Annotated in this window: 11 protein-coding genes; all 11 read right to left on the reverse strand. The window is 50.7% G+C overall.

Going from position 1 to position 17,776, the window contains the following annotated elements; all coding sequences use genetic code 11:
- Window positions 1–230: 230 nt before the first annotated feature.
- Window positions 231–1,415 carry a GntR family transcriptional regulator gene (locus DMN77_RS08515; RefSeq protein WP_068779864.1) on the reverse strand — a complete coding sequence of 395 codons (1,185 nt, stop codon included), beginning with the start codon at window positions 1,413–1,415 and terminating at the stop codon, window positions 231–233.
- A gap of 139 nt (window positions 1,416–1,554) precedes the next feature.
- On the reverse strand, window positions 1,555–2,433 hold the full coding sequence (gene sdaAA, locus DMN77_RS08520; RefSeq protein ID WP_179014437.1) for an L-serine ammonia-lyase, iron-sulfur-dependent, subunit alpha: 879 nt from the start codon (window positions 2,431–2,433) through the stop codon (window positions 1,555–1,557).
- Window positions 2,434–2,486: 53 nt separating this feature from the next.
- Window positions 2,487–3,149 (reverse strand): L-serine ammonia-lyase, iron-sulfur-dependent subunit beta, encoded by a 663-nt coding sequence (gene sdaAB, locus DMN77_RS08525; protein ID WP_068779862.1) that lies wholly within the window; start codon window positions 3,147–3,149, stop codon window positions 2,487–2,489.
- A gap of 173 nt (window positions 3,150–3,322) precedes the next feature.
- Entirely contained in the window at window positions 3,323–4,282 is a 960-nt protein-coding gene (locus DMN77_RS08530) for a 3'-5' exoribonuclease YhaM family protein (protein WP_068779861.1), read from the reverse strand.
- Between the two features lie 190 nt (window positions 4,283–4,472).
- Window positions 4,473–8,846 (reverse strand): WIAG-tail domain, encoded by a 4,374-nt coding sequence (locus DMN77_RS08535; protein WP_179014439.1) that lies wholly within the window; start codon window positions 8,844–8,846, stop codon window positions 4,473–4,475.
- A gap of 153 nt (window positions 8,847–8,999) precedes the next feature.
- Entirely contained in the window at window positions 9,000–11,555 is a 2,556-nt protein-coding gene (locus tag DMN77_RS08540) for a DUF2339 domain-containing protein (RefSeq protein WP_179014440.1), read from the reverse strand.
- A gap of 186 nt (window positions 11,556–11,741) precedes the next feature.
- Window positions 11,742–12,653 (reverse strand): glycoside hydrolase family 43 protein, encoded by a 912-nt coding sequence (locus tag DMN77_RS08545; RefSeq protein ID WP_179014662.1) that lies wholly within the window; start codon window positions 12,651–12,653, stop codon window positions 11,742–11,744.
- A 74-nt stretch (window positions 12,654–12,727) separates the two neighbouring features.
- Complete coding sequence (locus DMN77_RS08550; RefSeq protein WP_179014442.1) at window positions 12,728–14,392, reverse strand: MGH1-like glycoside hydrolase domain-containing protein; 1,665 nt, start codon at window positions 14,390–14,392, stop codon at window positions 12,728–12,730.
- A 68-nt stretch (window positions 14,393–14,460) separates the two neighbouring features.
- On the reverse strand, window positions 14,461–15,807 hold the full coding sequence (locus DMN77_RS08555) for an ABC transporter substrate-binding protein (RefSeq protein WP_179014444.1): 1,347 nt from the start codon (window positions 15,805–15,807) through the stop codon (window positions 14,461–14,463).
- Between the two features lie 136 nt (window positions 15,808–15,943).
- Window positions 15,944–16,783: a carbohydrate ABC transporter permease gene (locus DMN77_RS08560; protein WP_068779857.1), complete on the reverse strand. Its 840-nt coding sequence runs from the start codon at window positions 16,781–16,783 to the stop codon at window positions 15,944–15,946.
- A gap of 5 nt (window positions 16,784–16,788) precedes the next feature.
- Window positions 16,789–17,703 (reverse strand): carbohydrate ABC transporter permease, encoded by a 915-nt coding sequence (locus tag DMN77_RS08565; RefSeq protein ID WP_179014445.1) that lies wholly within the window; start codon window positions 17,701–17,703, stop codon window positions 16,789–16,791.
- Between the last annotated feature and the right edge of the window lie 73 nt (window positions 17,704–17,776).

Consider the following 17,776-nt stretch of genomic DNA (forward strand, 5'->3'; position numbering starts at 1 on the left):
ATACTCCCCCTTATCAAGCCATCGTTACAAGCTGAGACATCCTCGCCTCCTTTGACGATATCGTTTCTTCCCGTAAATAAAACGCTTTCATGGAAATGAGTATATTAGTATAATATTATTATGTCAATGAGTGTAAAATCCTATTTATGGAAAATAAAAAGACTGAATATTACAAAAAAAGCTGTTCCACGACCTGATGGTCATAGAAACAGCTTCATCGTTGCTTATGCTTAAAAAGACGATCGATCCATTGAATGACTGCGTACGGATGCGGCAGATTCCCCTGGAATCAGCTGCGCCTGCAGCTTGGTTCTGCCAGCTCCTGCCCCGCTTCCCATAAGAGCCGTCACCTGTTCCAGCGCCAACCGGCCCATATTCTCTTCCTGCTGCCGCATATGAGTAAAGGCATACCCTTCTCCAAGCCGGAACAGCGGATGGTCGAAGCAGATGACAGAGATGTCGCTGGGGATGTTTAAGCCCAGACGTCGCGCCGCTTCCTTGACCAAGAGAGCAATGTGGTATTCGAACGCAAAGAGCGCCGTGATCTCCGGGAACGCCTGCAGATGATTCATGATTCTCTCGATATCCTGTTCTATTTTCTCTTCATCATTAAAGGAATTAGGCAGCGTCGAAGTCAGTCCGGTGATCCACAACCTCTGATCCACAATAACACCGTGACTGGCATATGCCTGCATAACCCCCTCGATCCGTTCCTCAATCGCTGACGTATCCTTCGGAGGCGGGGACAGGATTGAAATATGAGAATGCCCGAGCTCGAACAGATACTCCGTTGCCATGAACGCCGCTTGTACATTGTCAGTACTAATCGACGACGACGCTACCCCCTTGATCTCCCGGTCAATAAGCACAAGCGGGAAGCGCTCGATAACGAGCTTGAGGATTTCCGCATTGAAATACTCTCCTTGTGCAGGGAAAACAATCAGCCCATCCACACCAAGCTCAAGCAGCTTGCGGATCGTCTCCTCCTCATTCTCCTGCACACCAAACGTACGACGCAATATAAGATAGCAGTCCAGCTCCCGGGCAGCGGACTCCATGCCGTAAATGAGCCGGGTCCCATAGCTGTTGGCGAAATCCGTCAGCACTACCCCGATCAATTTCCCCGGCCGTTTCTTCAGCACAGCTGATGATTTCGCAGCAGCGGGCGGCGCTTGCCCATCGTCTCCCGCTTCCGCTACAAAGGACCCGCGCCCGGGTCTGCGGATAATAAAATTCTCGGCGGCCAGCATCTCCAGCGCCCTCTTGCTCGTAATCCGACTCACATTATAGGCTTCGGCCAGCTCCTTCTCCGATGGGATCTTATCACCGGCCATATAAGTGTTATCTATAATCCGCCGCTTAACATCATTAAAAATCTGCTCATACATCGGCTTTGAAGAGGTTGATTCACTCATCATGATACCTCCGGTACTTATTCCACAATACATAATAATATATCATGATATATCATTATTGTCTAATGGCATGCCAAGAAATGCCGATCATTTAATCGGCATTCCATGAGCATAGGAGAATTGTCAATAAATGCTTCGCTCAAGCCCGCTCGCCCTTCAATATCTCCGTCTTCAACCGTCGTCCGGTAGGCGTGTCAGCAAGGCCGCCTTGTGCGGTCTCTCGCAGTGCAACCGGCATCGCTTGGCCAATCCGGTGCATCGCTTCGATCACTTCATCGCAAGGGATCGCACTGGTAATACCAGCCAGCGACATATCCGCGGCTACCATCGCAATCGCTGCTCCCATCGCATTCCGCTTCACACAGGGAACTTCAACCAGGCCAGCGACCGGATCACATACCAGACCCAGCAAATTTTTGAGCGCTATGGCCATCGCTGTAGCAGATTGCTGCGGCGTCCCTCCGGCCAGGGCAACGATCGAAGCTGCCGCCATCCCCGTCGCAGAACCCACCTCGGCCTGACAACCTCCGGCGGCGCCGCTAATCGAAGCATTGTTGGCGACAACCATCCCGAATGCTCCTGATGTGAACAAAAAATCAATCATTTGATCCCGGGTCGGATGAAGCTTATCCACCAGCGCGAATAATACGCCCGGGATCACCCCGGAAGCGCCAGCGGTCGGCGTAGCGCAAATCAGCCCCATCGCCGCATTAACTTCATTGGTAGCGACCGCTTTGCTAACCGCATCAAGCACTGTAAGGCCGCTTAATCCTTGACCGCTGGCGATATATTTTTGCATTTTCACCGCATCCCCCCCGGTCAATCCCGAATACGACTTCACCCCGCTGAGTCCTCTTTCTACCGCCTTCTCCATCACCTCAAGATTGCGCGACATTTGCTCACGGATCTGCTCCCGGCTCTTTCCGCTAACTTCCATCTCCTGGCGGACCATAATCTCCGCAATGGAGCATGATTTTTCTTCCGCAAGTGCGACTAACTCCGCCACATTTGAAAACATTTGAAGTTCAGCCTCCTTACCTATAATTTACGTTTAACAAGCGGTTGGCTCTGCTAATCCTCCATGGATAAAACCCGGTCGACGCCCTCTAGCCTCCTAATCATATCGATCACTTTATCGCTGATCATCTCATCCGTCTCGATAACCATCAGCGCCATCTTGCCCTTTTCCTTGCGGGATACCTTCATATTCCCGATGTTCACATGACTTTCACTTAATATATGGGTCACCCTGGCGATAACGCCGTAGCGATCATGGTTAATAATGAGAATAGCCGGACTTTCGCCGGACAGACCCAATTGGAATCCGTTCAGCTCACGCAGCTCCACCTTGCCGCCGCCGATCGAGATCCCTACCAGATCAATCTCCTCGCTCCCGCTTTGCATGTTGATGCGGACCGTATTTGGATGCTCCGGGATCGCCTCTTCCGTTCTAATGATAATCTCTACTCCTGCTTCCTCCGCATATTTTGCAGACTGAGGCAGACGTGGATCATCCGTATCATACCCCAATAATCCGGCAATTAATGCCACATCGGTAGCATGTCCCTTATAAGTATCAGCAAAGGAACCGTACAGCGACAACACAACGCGCTGCGGCTCCTTGCCAAATATGCTGCGCGCCAGCCTGCCAATCTTCGCCGCCCCTGCTGTATGAGAGCTAGAGGGGCCAACCATTACCGGACCGATTACATCAAACACGCTACGGTATTTCATTATCATTCTCCCTTGTACGTAAATCATGAAATATCTCGAGCAAAAAGAATCACTAATCCATAATATGCGCTTCACAGAGACGATGCAATAAGATTGGCCATAACCTGGCGATACGCACAAAGGCCGCCCCCTCGATCAAGCCTGACCGCGAGACAGCCTATCTAAGTTATTGCTTATAATACCCGTAAACGATGAATTCCCTTGTTCTCAAGACCGCGAATAAGCGGGGTCCAATCCTCGTCCTCCGCAGTAGTGTTCAATGCATCCTCCACCATCTGCAGCTTCGCATCCAGGGCATCGATATGGTGCAGGGCCACCGCTTCTGCCGTCTGCGGCTGTACAGGGCTGCCCCATTCGCCCAAGTTATGATGGGAGAGCACCAGATGCTGCAGTCCCATTACCTTCGGCGAATCCAGGTCAATATCAAGCCGGATCGCTGCCTCAGTAATCCAATTGGACGCCATTGAGATATGGCCCAGCAGCTTGCCTGCCGTGCTATACTCGGACACAATGCCGAGCTGTGCCACCATCTCTTCAGGTTTGGCAATATCGTGTAAAATAATTCCCGCCCGCAGCATATCCGGATTCAGAAATGGACGCTGCCCGCAGAGAAATTCGCCCAGCTCCAGCATCCTGACCATATGATAGGCAAGGCCGCCAAAATAGGCATGATGATGCGTCTTCGCAGCCGGATAATGCATCAGCTTCTCTTCCACTTTATCAACGCAATAAGCGACGATGCCGCGAATCTCCGCATCCGCTATAGCCGCGATTGTCGTCCGGATCGTATGGACCAAGTCCACGGCCCGGATCGGTGCAGAACGGACGAAATCCGTCAGCCTCACTCCATCTTCTTCTTTGACTGGGCGCATCTGGATGATCTTCATTTGCAGCCGTTCCCGATAAGTCTGTACAACACCGCGCACCTTTACGAGTCCCATAGGAAAGAAGGTCTCTTTGTCAACCTCTGAAGCATCCCATAATTTAGCCGAAATTTCCCCGCTGGAATCGCTCAGCACAATATCCAAATAATTTTTGGGAGGCGTACTATTCGTTAATTTCACATCTACTTCCTTCAGCAAATAATAACCGATGAATTCCTCTTGATTTACAAACTCTCTAATTAATGTCATGGATTCTCCCCCACAAAATAATCATATCTCTATTATACTATGGGTCCGAGCTAATGCAGAATAAAATAGATTTTCAGCCTTCTCAGTGTTGATAAGCAAAGTTTTTGAACAGCATTTTAAAGGTAAGTTAAAAGGGCCGGCAGCCCCGGATCAATCCGGTACGGCTGCCGGCCCACCTGCAACTCTTCCGCTATTTCTTCGCAGACTCTTCCTTGCTTCCGATCGCAATCCAGGTAATAAATCCATAATTAATCGGACTATCCTTCAGTCTGGATATCTCCACAGTAGCCATATCCGGAGAACGATCCTTCATGGTAACATAGTACGCCGGATGATTCGTCATGGCTACAAGCACATAATGGGCATGATCAAAGGGCTCATCGAACTGAATCGTAATCTCGGTCGACTTCTCGTAGCCCTGCAGCAAGAATGCCGACATGCCGAACTGCTGTATAGCCTGTTGGCCGCTGACCGTCTGGACCGGATTGATGCTTAAATGCTCGGAGCCCACAGAATTTGGCGACAGATGATGGGAGGTTACAGAGCCATCAGCCAGGTGCCGCGCTTGCACCGAATCATCCACCAGATGATAGCCGAATACCGAACCTTCCTGAATATGCTCCGAGCTGACCGACCATTTTGACAGATGATTGGATTCAACGGCTTCATCAGCTAAATGATGAGAATGTATAGATTCGTTGCCCAGATGATACCCGGAGATAGCTCCCTCTTGAATATGCTCGAAGCCGACAGCGTGCTTCGACAGGTGATTGGATTCCACCGCGTCATCAGCCAAATGACGAGACTGCACGGATTCATCCACCAGATGATAGCCGAATACCGAGCCCTCCTGAATATGCTCGGAACCGACCGATTGATGGCTCAGCACATCGGAATCCACTGTATTGTCCTGCAGATGCTCCCGGGAGACCGCCCCCGCCTGGATATCCTCTCCTCTGATCCCGCCTTCAGGCAGCAAGCCTTGTTCTCTAAGCTCCAGCGCCAAATGCTCACTGCTGATCACGTGAGAAGCAATATGCTGCGAAGTGATCGCCTTCTGCACAATATGGGAGCCGTCGATGGAGTTCTCTGTAAGATGGCGCGAACTAACCGTGCTGTCCCCCAAATGCTGCGATTGTACCGAATCAGCGGTCAGGTGAACGCTGTAGATTGAATCCGGCTGAATATGAACCGAACCGACCGACTGATTCCGAAGCGTATCAGAATCAACGGCATGCTTCTGCAAATGCTTGCGGCTAATCGAGTTATGCTGGATATTCTCGCCCCGGATGCCCTCTTGAGGCAGGATACCCTCCTGCTGAAGCTCTGAGGACAGATGCTGCAAGGATACGGACTGCGGCTGTAGATGAGCAGAACCAACCACGGCTTCCCCGATATGACGCGCTTGAATGCTATCCTCGGACAGATGCCCGGATTCAACCGCATTGGCCGCCAGATGCTTCGACTGTACTGCCTCATCCGTCAGATGCAAGCTGAAGATCGAATTGGCCTGCAAATGCACAGCCCCCACCGAGTGGCTCTTGAGCACATCCGCATCAACCGCATTTTGCTCAAGATGAACGCGGCTGATCGAGCCAGGTTGCAGATCTTTGCCGCTGAGTCCCTCCTTCGGAAGCAGCCCCTCCTGCTGGAGTTCGGGAGACAGATGAGCTTGATTGACGGAGCCTTCGCGAATATGCCGTGAATCGATAACCCCTTCCCGGATATGAGAGTCATGCACACTGCCTTCCGTCAGATGCTGTGCTCCGATAATATTCGTAGCTAAATGCTGAATTTGCACAGCTTCATCTGCCAGATGATAGCACTGCACCGATTTCAGCTGCAGGTGCAGCGAACCGACCGATTCATTCTGCAGCGCTTCATCATCGATCGCGCCTTTTTGTAGGTGGGTGCGGCTGATCGAACCGGGCTGCAAGCTTTTTCCGCCAATTCCTCCTTCAGGCAGGATCCCCTCCCGCACAATCTCCTCATTCATCAATGCCTTGGAAATCGCGCCCGGCTGAATATGTTCAGCCGTCACCGCCCCCTTGGCAAGCAATTCGCTATCGATCGTTCCCGGGACGATATGACGGGACTGCACAGCACCGCCGGCCAGATGCTCGCTCTGCACCGAAGCAGCAACAATGTGCTGACTTTGCACGCTATGTGCCTGTAGATGGCCTACGCCTACCGAGCCCAGCTGCAGAACCTCCCCATCGACCGCTCCCTTCTGCAAATGAGCGCGACGAATGGATGAAGGCTGAATGTCCATGCCGTTGATTCCTGCTTCCGGCAGCAATCCCCCCTCCTGCAATTCCAGGGATAAATGGTCTAGCTTCACTGCCTGAGAAGCAAGATGATTCGATTCGATGGCCCCTTCTGCAATATGCGCTCCCTGAATGCTGTCTTTAGCCAAATGGCGCGACTGCACGGCTTGCTCTGCTATTTTAGCGGATGTGACCGCTTGATTCTGCAAGGCCTGCCCGGGCACCGACTCGGTTGTAAAATGTGTCTCTTTGAGCACGTTAGTCTGCAGATGACTGCCATCAACCGCGGATTTTGCTAAATGTTGAGATTGTACGGCGCCCGCCGCCAAATTCTCGGACAGCACCGCCCCCTGTGCCAAATGCCAGGATTGAATCGTTCCCGGTGCGATTTTAGAGGAGACCACACTGCTTTCAGCCAGTTTACTGCTCGTAATCGACAGATCTGTGATCTTGTCGCTGCTCACGCTCTCTGGGGACAGCTTCAAGGCCGTCACGGCATGGTCCTGCAAATGGTAAGAGAAAATAGCCCCCTTGCGCAAATGATCCTCATGAATCGAGTCCTTCTGCAGCTTATCGCTGCTCACGCTGTTCTGAGCCAGATGCTCCTGCTGAACCGAGCCGGAGACAATATGACGGGACTGTACTTGATTGTCCCCAATAATGCTGCTGGTCACCGCTCCCCGCATAATTTTGCTCTCCGTCACGCTGCCTTCGGCCAGCTTCTCCGAGACCACGCTCCCAGGCTGGAGATGTCTCTCTTCGATGGCTTCTTCTGTAATATGCTCGCCGGAGATCGTCTCAAGGTCGATTTTGTCACCCGTCACTGCGGAACCCGCGATATGCCATTCCTGGATGGCGCCCGGGGCGATATGATCGCGTTGTACTGCCCCCTGCTGTAAATGCGCAGCATTAAGCGTATTCGTTGCAATTTGCGGCCCCTGCACGGACCCTTTGGCTAAATGTCGGGTCAGGACCGATTCATCTGCCAGCTTATGCGGCAATATGCTCTGGTCGGCAATCTTCGAAGAGGTCACCGCCTGCTCGACGATCTGTGAAGTGCCCACAGACTGATCGGCCAGCTTGGTAGAAGTAACGCTGCGATCCGCCAAATGCTTGCCCTTGATTTCATGGCTTCCGATCTGTTCTTCTCTAACGCTCCCCGCTTGCAGATGGATACTCTCGATTGCGCCTGGAGCAATATGCATCGCTTCTACGACCTGCTCGCCGAGATGATGCGCAGCCACGCTTCCCTTCTCAAGCTGCTCAGCCCCAACGCTCGCGTGGGCCAGATGCTCCTTGGCGATCAATCCGGGAGCAAGATTATGAACGGTGATCGCATTTCCGGCCAAATGACGGCTTTCGATCGCCCCGTCCTGCAGCTTGGTTCCCGTCACCGCCCCGTCTCTCAGCTTGGTGGACGTAACCGCACCTTCGCTTAATTTGGAAGTATCAATTGCCGCATTGGCGATGTGATAAGAATGGACACTCCCACTGCGCAGCTTCTCTGCATTGACGGCTTGATCCTGAATCAGATCGGTCGTTACGATCCATTCCCGCAGATGGCGACTCTCGATGGAGCCGTCAGCGAGCTTCTCCCCGCCAATCACACCGTCCGCAAGCTTATCAGAGGTAATGCTGCCTTCCTCCAGCTTGCTTCCGCTAATCGAACGTTCACGAATCTTGCGCCCTTCAACAGCTCCGTCTACCAAATGATCGGCTGTGATGGAGCCGGGGGCAATCTTCGAGGCATTTACTGCCGATTCGGCGATCTTAATGCTGTTTACCGCGTAATCGGCGATCCAGGCCGTGCCGATCGCTCCATGTTTGATCTTGGTCGAATCGATGGCAAACGGTGCAATCTTATCACCGGTTACAGATGAACTCGACAGATCGTCGGTGTAAATGATACCTTTTTCAAGCTGTGAGGCTCTCTTCTCCTGAAGAGCTTCCTTCACCAGCTGATCATGCCGTTCAGCTTGCCCGGCTTCATTCTGCGATACTCTCTCCTTAGCGCCCAGCTCCTTGGCCTCTCTCCATCTTGAACCCTGCTCGGACCTCTCCTTGGAAAGAGAACCCTGCGCAGACTTCTGCTCCACTTTGTTGTCTTCCGCATCAGCTACAGCCAGAGACTGATGCAGTCTGACCTCCAGTTCTTCCTGCTGGCTCTCGTTCTTGACAGAGCTTAGCAGTTTCAGTTCATTCTTATCCGGGTTATCCACGAAATATAGCGAGTTTTTCGCCCTGCCGTTTTTCGCGGTTTTCGTTCGCTTTTTCAGAGCCGTCCTCCCCTTTGCCAAAAGATAAATCTCCTTAGGCATCATATGCGGACAGTTAGGCTCCTGTCACAGCAACACCGCGACTTATCCAACTTACCGCGATTATTTTTCGCATTCCTCCAAATATAACGAAGAAACCCTGCCGCATTCGCAGCAGGGCTAATTCATTACACGCTATACGTTTTCACCTTGAGAGTTCGATTCCGCCGGCTTATGCACCGCATTCAGCATATTCGACACCCTCTGATAGAGGTATGAAATACCAAGCAGCAGCAGACCAAAGCTGAAATACGCGATAATCTTGCTGCCGGTCGTCATCAGAGACAGATCAAAGAGCAGCATTTTCCCCGTAGACAGCAGCGTCAGCCCAAGCCCCATCCGGCGAATGAAGACAAATCTCCTGCGGAATCCGTAAGCGATATACGCGATCGCCAACAGAAGATAGACCAGGCTGAACAGCCAGCTCACATCACCTAATCTGAATTGGATGCCTAAAAAGGCTGTAGCCATTCCAAAAATATAAACTCCGAGGCATACCGGAATCCATTCCAGCCCCCCGGCTTGACGGCTAATGATCTGCAGCAGCAGATCGCGTCCGCTAAAAAAGACAAATACATTGAAGGCGATCAAGATGACCAGCGCTAAATAATTCTCGAACGAATTGTATTCTCCGTTCGTATTCAGTGCGGGCATTCCCAGTGTAACTCCCAGGCACAGCACATACCCGATGAGATACAAAATACGGCTATAATATTTAATGACTCTGTCATACAATATTTTCGCCTTGATCAAGCTGTAGGCAAGACCAAACGTAATCGCGGCGAACAGCAGCCATTGATAGAAGCTATACAGAATAGCATCTCCAGGCATCAACGCCCTGTAGATCCGGTGGATCTCGTACAGCAGGTAGAACCATATATTAATAGATGTTATATACTTTAATACCGCCAGCAGCGAATGATCCGACGCATTGTACCGCTTGATCTCCTGTATATCCCGGAGACGGAAACCATAGAAGCAAGCCAGACCAAACAGCCCCATCGAGATAAAGCTGTATTTCCAAGCAAAGTCCACTTCGGGATGACCGAACATGCCTCCTACCAAATCGACCAGAACAAAAGCTCCCATCGTCAGCGCCAGAATCCCCCAGCCGATCCTCTCCACAAACTTCGAGCGCTGCAAATGTCCCAGCACGGAGAAGACGATCCCCTCGATTAACCAGCCTAGCGACATGTAATGAATTCCGAACTGGAAAGGGATAACGAGCAGGGAGAAGGTGAGGGATGTGCCGTAGAACAACAGTCTCGTCTCGATTTCCTTGTCCAAATATTTACGATTGAAGCGGGCAATCCCGTAATAAACGACACAGAAGATGAGCGCGAGCAAGCCGCGATATTGATTCCAGTCCGCCCGATCGAACAGGCTGTACATGATGCTGCAGCTGATCAGCGTATTGAGCGCAAGCAGAGAGAAGTCCAGCCAATTCAGCTTGGATGGATAGCGGAACGGCACCCACAGCGTAATGCAAAGATACATTAAAAATGTAATTAGTGCATAGATGATAGCAATCACGGTTTGATCTGTCAGGTTTACAAGGATGATCATCGATAGGGTATTCAGTCCAAAGCTGATATAATGCACGATAGGCCAGCGTTTTCGGAAAGATATGAGCAGGATCAAGGCGTTTAATAGGAATAAATAGCCCATCGCCACATATACAGCATTTCCGGCTAATCCGTATGCCTCTAAATAAGAGAAGAAAGGCAGATAGCCGCCTACGAGCGCAAATGAACAAATTGTTTTGGATTGATAACGCAGTGACATTAGCGCAGCTGCTGCGGTTATAATAACACAGAGTATGAGCCCTGACGCTAAATTAATGATATCAAGCAAGAAATAGCTATAGAAGACAGAGCCATACAGAACGGAGATCCCCCCGCCTAACAACCCTAGTGCGAAAACCTGCTTATTTCTCCGGAACATCCATTCCCCGCCGGCCAGCATCAGCAAGCCGAGTACAAAGAAGACAGCTCCTTTGGTATAAGCGCTAAACCAGCTATATGTATATTTAAATGCCGCGCCCATTCCTATGATGAGCAGCAGAATGCCCAGCTTGTTAATCCAGTTCAGGCCAATTTTCATCTCGAGCTGGTTCTGCTTCACGCGGCGCTGAATCGTATGTTCGTCCACCCCTTCGGCTTCCAGCTGCTGATAACCGTCGATGGCCTGCTCATGAATTTGACGCTCCGCTTCATATATGAACTGCCGGTGACGCTGAATCCCTTGGTGAACCTCCCCCTGAAGGTCGGTCAGCTTGGCCTGGATCATTTGCTGATCGGCCTGCAACAAGCGCTGCGCCTGGTCATACAATTGCTGAATCCTCTGCTTGCTGGAATATTCAAGCGCTTGCAGCCGATTCATATGCTGATGGGACGCCGTGGTGAAATAAGTATTCAGCTTCTCCTGAGATACCCTGATGAAGGTGAGCTTCTCATCGAGAATCTGCTCGGCCAGAGCCTGACGGAGCCCGCCATTTTCCTTCTCCACTTGCCGCAGTCTGCTCTCCAGTGCCGCAACCCGCTGCTTATACTCTTCATAATCCCGCTTAAGTATTTCATTCTCTTGTACCAGATCATTCGCTTTATATTCCTTGAGAAGCGCCTCATATTCTTCGGCAATAACGTTTTGTTGTTCTCGGAGTTTAAATAATCGGTCTTTAAATTCCTCCATTACATCCTCCTTTTGTTGCTTATTCAGGTTCATTTTATATATTACTATATGCTCCTATAAATTTCCTTTTGATTTTAACTTTCTATGCCCCGATTTAGTGGAATTCCAAATATCGAAAAAAAGACCCCTATCCCGCATATATTTGCGAATGATCAAGGTCCTTAATCGGCTATTCAAAATTACGCTTTAACCTATTGCCCCTTCCCCTTCACTTGCCACGACGATTTTGCCGTTCTGCTCATGAAGAGGCAGGAACAGCGGTCGTTCATCCGGCGTCTGATTCGGGGTATGAATCGCCAGCATCAACTGGCCTGCAAAGGTACGGAATACCATCGCATGTCCGCCATCGTTCTGATATAGCGGCTTCTCCTCTTGCAGCCATGGTCCGCTAACCCGTCCTGATGGAGATTTAGCAATGCCAAGCGCGTAGGTGTTGTCGCTCACAAAGCTTGCCCATAACATATAGAGCTCATTTGAGGATGCCCTGAACAGATAAGGACCGTCGGTCACATAATTCTGCTGTCCGGGAAATCGGGCAGAGATGAACGGGGCCGTCCAGCGCGCCTCCGATGCCCGAAACAGGAGGATAGGCTCCCCTGTCGACCGTCGCAAATCCGAACTTAGCCTCATCGCGCATACCTCTCCATCAGCGATCTGCTGCCATTCATGACAGAATATCATCCATGGCTGGCCCTCCTCATCACAGAACAGGCTGCCATCCAGAGAAGACCAGCTCTGCGGAGTTACCGGCCCATCGCTGTGCGGCTTATATGGCCCAAGCAGATGATCGGCTGTAAGCACGGCAGTGCCAAGCAACTGGTTATCTTTGCGTCGAAACGTTGCAAACATGTAATACTGTCCCTCATAGGAGTAAACTTCAGGCGCCCAGAAATTCGTATCCGAATAAAAATCCGCCTCAGGGCAAAACACATTGTACGGCCCATCCCAATACTGCAAATCGTGGCTCGTATATGCGTCGAATCCCGCGCCTTTTCCCCATATATTTTTATCCGTACTGCCAAATAGTACATATTTCTCTTCTTCCAACACCGGGAAAACGAATGGATCTCTGATCTGGATATCCTTATTTTTCAGCATCGTCATGAGCTCCCTTCTCCTTTGTTTAAACCTTCCTCTGGACAGACCCTTTATAAGCCGGGGATTTCCTGGCCTTATGAATAGGCAGGATACACGATACCGATATCCTGCTTACGGCTGAAGCGGCCTTGCTTATAGTTCAATATTTCATTTCCCTGTACCGTGAATGGAATGCTGCGTCCTTCGTACTGCATGGCTCCCTGAACCGGACGGGCACTCATGCCTATGATGGATAGCAGGCCTCCACCATAATCGGTCACAACCCGAACCCCCCGTGGGAAAGTCATGATAGTCCGGCCATTCCGGCAGATTTCAGAGCCTGATTTCGTATTATATAGTTCATATAAATCCCCATTCACCATTCTGCAGTAGGCCGTCTCGCCCGCGATCTCTTCGCCCATATCGATATCATAAGGCACGAGACCGGTGAACCACAGCTCGCCATCCGGCCGCGGCATGATTCCGCATAATCTCTCTACATAATCCAGCAGGCATAGGATGGACGGGGAATAAGCTTCTGTGAAGCCCTCCTGTCCTGTCCATGGATCAAGCGTCTGCGGGAAGCGCGTTGCCCGGTTTAATGCGGAGAGAATAGGATAGATCGCCCATGTCAGCTCCACGTAACGATGATGATGCTCGAAGGCATGAGGGGCACGAATCATGCTCAGGAAGTTTGACGGTCCCGCCCAGCTGTTATAGCTGGAGAATGGATTGAACCTCGGGTCATCAAGCGCAATCGAGGTGAACGGGAATCTCGCAAAGAACTTGCGAGTGTTTAACAAATAACGCCTTAGCATCGTATCAAAAAATTCCCGATCCCCTACCTCGCAGGCCATGACACGAAGCAATACATCGGACTGTACCCGAACAAAGGCATCGTTGGCATCCCGATCATAGAAGAAATGATCCGCTTCATCAAAGCAGTACCTAAACAAGCTGTCCAGGCTTTGCCCGGCCTTCTCTCTCCAAAGCTTCTGATCCATGGCCCCTGAAGTCTCCCCCAGCTTCTCTGCCATCAGCGCCAAATACATCCGCTGGCAATATACATTAGCGGTCAAGTCAGGCGCCAGAAATGGCAGAATCGGTGAATCCCGATTGTAAGCCGCAGGATCATTTAAATGTGGAGTATCCGGAACATGCCAAAACCGGGGTGACAGATCATGGCCGGTATCAAAAGTGCTAAACGCCTCTACACACCCTGTTCCGCGTGTATCGCGGTATGTGGCAAGCCACTGATCATAACGCGACATAGCTTCATACATCGTGCGCAGGAATGACTCGCCTCGCCCGTGCAGGCCATAGTGATTCCATACGCTGCGGGCCAGCGGGGTTACCAATTGAATTTGTTTGAATACCGGACCCTGTTCGGTAATTTTGTATGGAAGTAGTCCATCCTCTCTTTGATGCTTGGCGAAGGATAGATAGGTCGCCTCAGAGACCGATGGAAGAAACCTGGACAACAATTCCGCATTGATCGTTCCCGTGCTCTCCAACCAGCAGCCGAGATAGACGCCTCCTTCCTGCAATATCGGCTCCGATCCGCCTGTAGGCGCGATGCAATCGAACAGCCTTCGCAGCGCCTTATAATAAACCTTCTCCAGTTCGCCAGACGCTGCTGCAAAGCGTACGCCCGACTGCTTCCATTCCTTCAGCAGCTGTCTATCCTGCGGCTTCTCCAATTCCCCTATCCTATCCTCAACAGATAGATTCCGAAGGCGTTCCTTCAGAGACTGACTCACCCGTATCGCCTACTCTCATAAAGTAGATATAACAACAGCAGGCCGCCTGAGGCAGCCGCTGCAATCACTTACTTATTGCTCTCGAAGATCTTAACCGTGCTGTTGTAGAAATCATCCACCGCCTTCTCAACGCTCTTGCGTCCGAACCCGATCTCCTGCATCGTCGTCTCAGCCAGCTTGGAGAATTCAGCAAAGCCCGGCATATTATAACTGATAGCAAAAGGCTCTGCCTTTGTCGCGTTGGATACCCGGCTCGTATAATCGTAGATGATTTTCTCTTCCGGAGTCGCCGTACCCTCCAGTAATGTGCGCTTCTTGGACGTCACCGGAACTCCGCGATCATTGCCTAGAATATGGGCTGCATCATCATCATTGATCCAGAAATTCATCAGCTTCGCTACAGCTTCCGGGTGCTTCGTCTTGCTATAGCCCGATATGCCTTGACTGGACTCGAATACAACTCCGGTACCCTTGGGTCCGCGAGGAAGCTGAACCATAATAAGCGGGTCCTCTGTCAAACTCTGGTGAGCGCTGAACATATTGGACGGAATCAGATTCATAGCTACTTTCCCAGTAACAATCAACGATTTGCTTGTGTCTCCCGGCGGGTTGGATACTTGCAGCTCCGGTGTCACTACTCCGCCTGTTTTTGCTGTATCCGCCCAGTATTGGAACCATTCCAGTGCATCCGGCATCTCAAATCCCAGTGCGGCGTTCTCCATCTCATACAGTTGCTTGCCTCTCTGCTTCAGGTAGATGTCCATGCCATCTACAGTGAAATCATAGGTTCCATAGAAGCCTTTGCCCAGCTTCTGAGAGATTTCCTGACTGATCCGAGCGTAGTCCTCCCAGCTCCAGCCATCTTCCGGTACAGGCATTCCCGCCTTCTCGAACATCGCTGTGTTGGCGACGATGCCGCGGGCGTTAGCTCCAACCGAGATATGCTGAAGCTTCCCTTCAAATGTGCCGTACTCAACCATGCTTTGATCCATATCTGTCAAGTCGAGCACACCGCCTACATACGGATCAAGGTCAAGCAGGACGCCCTTGTTGGCGTAATCAACAACGTTGCCACCAAGAAAGAATACGTCCGGCGCAGTTCCCGAGGCTAGCTGCGTGTTCAACTTATCGAAATAACCGGATGCAGGGGCAAATTCTCCGATAACTTTAATATTCGGATTTTTTTCCTGAAATACCTTTAGGGCTTCATTAGTCTTATCCGCCCGTTTCTGATCTCCCCACCACATAATCCGGAGCTCAACCTGCTCTTCCGTCCCCGGATCATTGCCTTTCGCCGTATTATTGCCCGCTGTATTACCGTCCGTCTTGCTATTTACGCCACCACTTCCTGCTCCGCACGCTGACACGACAACCATAAAAAGAGCCAGCAGCACCGCTAAAATACGTTGCTTCATTCCGTGATCTCCCCCATATCGGTTTTATAAGAACGCCTTCAAACTCACCCTCATGCTACTTCATCGCCACTGCTGCGAGAATAGGATTATTTCGGCAGTTGATTTTAAATTTTTTCGGGTTTAGGTTTATTAGGCTCTACTTGAGCCCTGTCGTCGCGATCCCTTCGAGGAAGTAGCGCTGGAAGACCAGAAAGATAATCGTGATCGGTATAAGCGACAACGTCGACATAGCCAGAAGTGCGCCCCAGTCCGATTGACCCGAAGGGTCAAACAGCGAACGAATGCCCAGCTGTACGGTGAACAGATCAATTTTGCTCAAGTAGATCATTTGGCTGAAGAAGTCATCCCAGGACCAAATAAATGTAAAGATCGCTGTTGTAATTAAAGCCGGGAGCAGAAGCGGCAGCACAATCCGAAAGTAAATTTGCTTCAATCCGCAGCCGTCGATCGTAGCACTCTCGTCCAGTTCCTTCGGCAGCCCGCGGATAAACTGCACCATCAGCAAGATGAAGAATGAATCATGCGACAGCCATTTTGGCACAATCAACGGAAAATACGTGTTAACCCAGCTCAGCTTGTCGAAAATAATGTATTGCGGAATTAGCGTCACATGATAAGGCAGCATAATCGTAACGAGCATCAACCCGAACCAAAGCTTCTTATACTTGAAATTCAGTCTTCCAAAGGCATAAGCCGCGAAGGAACAGGTCATCACGTTGCCGATCACACACATGCTCGATATAAATGCCGAGTTGGCGAAGAATCGGGCAAATGAAATCCCCTGCAGTCCTTTCCAGCCGTTCGCGTAATTGTCCAGCGTAATTTGAGCAGGCCATAAGCCTGAGTCCGCAAATATGAGCTGATTGGGCTTGAACGAACTGCTAATAAGCCACAGCACAGGATACAGCATGATGATACCCAGCAGGATAATCGGTATATGTCTGCCTATTTTCAAAATCGTTGAATTCGCTCTCATCCCCATCATCTCCCATCATTGCCATCGCCGTAGAACACCCAGTATTTCGAGGTCACAAATATCATCGCTGTGAACACTCCGATAATGACCAGCATAATCCAGGCCAGAGCCGCGGCGTAGCCCATATCGAAGAAGGAGAAGCCTTTCAAGTACAGGTACAGGGTGTAGAACATCGTTGCATCAAGCGGCCCTCCACGTCCATCCCCGATAACATAAGCTGGCGTAAAGGCTTGAAAGGAGTTAATAATCCCCATGACGAGATTAAAAAAAATGACTGGCGTCAGCATAGGCAGGGTGATCTTGATAAACTGCCGGACCTGGCCTGCTCCGTCCACCTCTGACGCTTCGTACAGATCAGCCGGAATCTGCTTGATCCCGGCCAGGAAAATAACCATCGCGGAACCAAACTGCCAAATCGCAAGCGTAATAATGGTATAAAGAATATAATCCGGGTGAGCGATCCAGGAAGGACCCCGAATCCCAAACCAGCCCAGGAAATGGTTCACCAATCCGTCTCCATCAAAAATCTGGCGCCAAACGATGGCAATCGCCACACTTCCTCCAAGGAGCGAAGGGATATAATACACCGTCCGGTAGATTCCCAGTCCCCGTAACCCCTTATTCAGAGCCATAGCAACCAGTAAGGCAAAGGCAAGCCGTAAAGGCACAGATAAGAGCACGTATTTAAAAGTTAGAACCAATGAGTTCACAAAGGTATGGTCTGAGGTGAAAATCTGTACGAAGTTATTAAGCCCGATCCACTTCGGCGGACTAAGCAAGTTGAATTTGGTCATCGACAAGTACAAAGACCCCAGCATCGGCAATAAGGTCAGACAGAAAAAGCCGATGAGCCAGGGCAACAGGAATAGATAGCCGGCCCGATTTTGTCCTCTTGCTAATGATTTGTGCGCAGATCGCATCGCTGATGCTTCCTCCTTCTGAGCTTAGATTAATCGTCAACGAAGAAGGAATCGCTGCATGCAGCGATTCCCC

This window comes from Paenibacillus sp. 79R4 (assembly GCF_013393165.1).
Classification (GTDB): Bacteria; Bacillota; Bacilli; order Paenibacillales; family Paenibacillaceae; genus Fontibacillus.

Bases quoted from the DNA above. Each gene is read 5' to 3' on its own strand.
- sdaAA (WP_179014437.1), bottom strand. From the start codon at position 2,433: ATGTTTTCAAATGTGGCGGAGTTAGTCGCACTTGCGGAAGAAAAATCA.
- DMN77_RS08560 (WP_068779857.1), bottom strand. From the start codon at position 16,783: ATGAGAGCGAATTCAACGATTTTGAAAATAGGCAGACATATACCGATT.
- DMN77_RS08545 (WP_179014662.1), bottom strand. From the start codon at position 12,653: ATGCTGAAAAATAAGGATATCCAGATCAGAGATCCATTCGTTTTCCCG.
- DMN77_RS08530 (WP_068779861.1), bottom strand. From the start codon at position 4,282: ATGACATTAATTAGAGAGTTTGTAAATCAAGAGGAATTCATCGGTTAT.
- sdaAB (WP_068779862.1), bottom strand. From the start codon at position 3,149: ATGAAATACCGTAGCGTGTTTGATGTAATCGGTCCGGTAATGGTTGGC.
- DMN77_RS08540 (WP_179014440.1), bottom strand. From the start codon at position 11,555: ATGGAGGAATTTAAAGACCGATTATTTAAACTCCGAGAACAACAAAAC.
- DMN77_RS08515 (WP_068779864.1), bottom strand. From the start codon at position 1,415: ATGAGTGAATCAACCTCTTCAAAGCCGATGTATGAGCAGATTTTTAAT.
- DMN77_RS08565 (WP_179014445.1), bottom strand. From the start codon at position 17,703: ATGCGATCTGCGCACAAATCATTAGCAAGAGGACAAAATCGGGCCGGC.
- DMN77_RS08555 (WP_179014444.1), bottom strand. From the start codon at position 15,807: ATGAAGCAACGTATTTTAGCGGTGCTGCTGGCTCTTTTTATGGTTGTC.